The sequence below is a fragment of the Falsiroseomonas oryzae genome (assembly GCF_027856955.1).
Taxonomy (GTDB): domain Bacteria; phylum Pseudomonadota; class Alphaproteobacteria; order Acetobacterales; family Acetobacteraceae; genus Falsiroseomonas; species Falsiroseomonas oryzae.
The window spans coordinates 1-975 of the sequence record NZ_JAPSMD010000879.1; the positions used below are offsets into that span (position 1 = coordinate 1).

1 protein-coding gene and 1 pseudogene are annotated in these 975 nt (G+C 75.1%); one reads left to right on the plus strand and one right to left on the minus strand.

The window, feature by feature from the left end; translation table 11 throughout:
- A pseudogene (locus OZN99_RS32410) lies at positions 1 to 460 on the minus strand (hypothetical protein); the annotation flags it as partial.
- 98 nt (positions 461 to 558) lie between these two features.
- Between OZN99_RS32410 and OZN99_RS32415 the strand changes: the two are divergent.
- Positions 559 to 975 (plus strand): ring-opening amidohydrolase (locus OZN99_RS32415; protein ID WP_270939294.1); only part of this gene is annotated, 417 nt, incomplete at its 3' end.

Below are 975 nucleotides of genomic sequence, written 5' to 3' on the forward strand. Positions count from 1 at the left end.
TGCCGGGCAGCGCAGCGGCCAGCGCCGGCGCGACATGCCGCGCGATGCGCCCGGCGCCGATCAGCGCGACGCGCCGCGTATCCGGCCGCGCCAGCAGGCGGGCCGCCAGCCCGCCTGTCGCCGCCGTCCTGACCATGTGGAGCCAGTACGCCTCGACCAGCGCCAGCGGCCGGCCGTCCGACGCGTCGGCCAGCCAGAACCAGTCGCGCGTGGTCTCCCCGCCGGCGCCGCGGCTATCCGCGACCAGCCGGAAGCCTGCGACGCCCTGATCCGGCAGTACCGCTCCCTTCAGCTTGAAGACAGTCCCCCCGGCCGGCAGCGACATGGAGGACGGCTTCGACAGCACCTGGCGTCGCACCCCGTATTCGCGCCAGGCCGCCTCGACCGCGGCGAGCGCCTCGGCGGGCGTGACGAGTCCATCGGCTTCGCCCTCGCGGAGGATGAGGAAATCGTCTGCCATGCGCCTGCCATCGCTGTCGGGGCGCGGATGCTGCGCGGCCGGCGCCGCAGGGGCAAGCCGGGTTGCGGCCACCGGTGGGCAGGAGCCAGGATGCCCGCATGACGCTGCTGCTCTCCGCCTATGATTGCGACGGCCCGGGCGATGTCCGCGACCTGGCCCGCCTGCTCGCTGGCCTGCCGCGTGATCGGCTGCGTCGCCTCGCCGTCCTCGGGAAGACGGAGGGCACGGCGACGCTGAACGACTTCTCGCGCGAAGTGGCGATCGGGGCGACCCGTGCGGCCCTCGCGCAGGCCTGTGGCGCGGCCGTCGCGGAACAGGCCAGCCTGGTCTTCTCGACAGGCTGCGAGGGGGTGATCACGCCGTTCGGCTACCTCATTGCCGAACTTGCGGACGCCGCGCCGCGCGATCCGGCCGGGCCGGCGCGCCTCGCGCTCGGCGTTGCGGCGACCCCGGAGATCCCGGTGGCCGACCGTGGCGGCCGCGCCCATGCGCTGGCCGTGGCCGAAGCGGTGCGG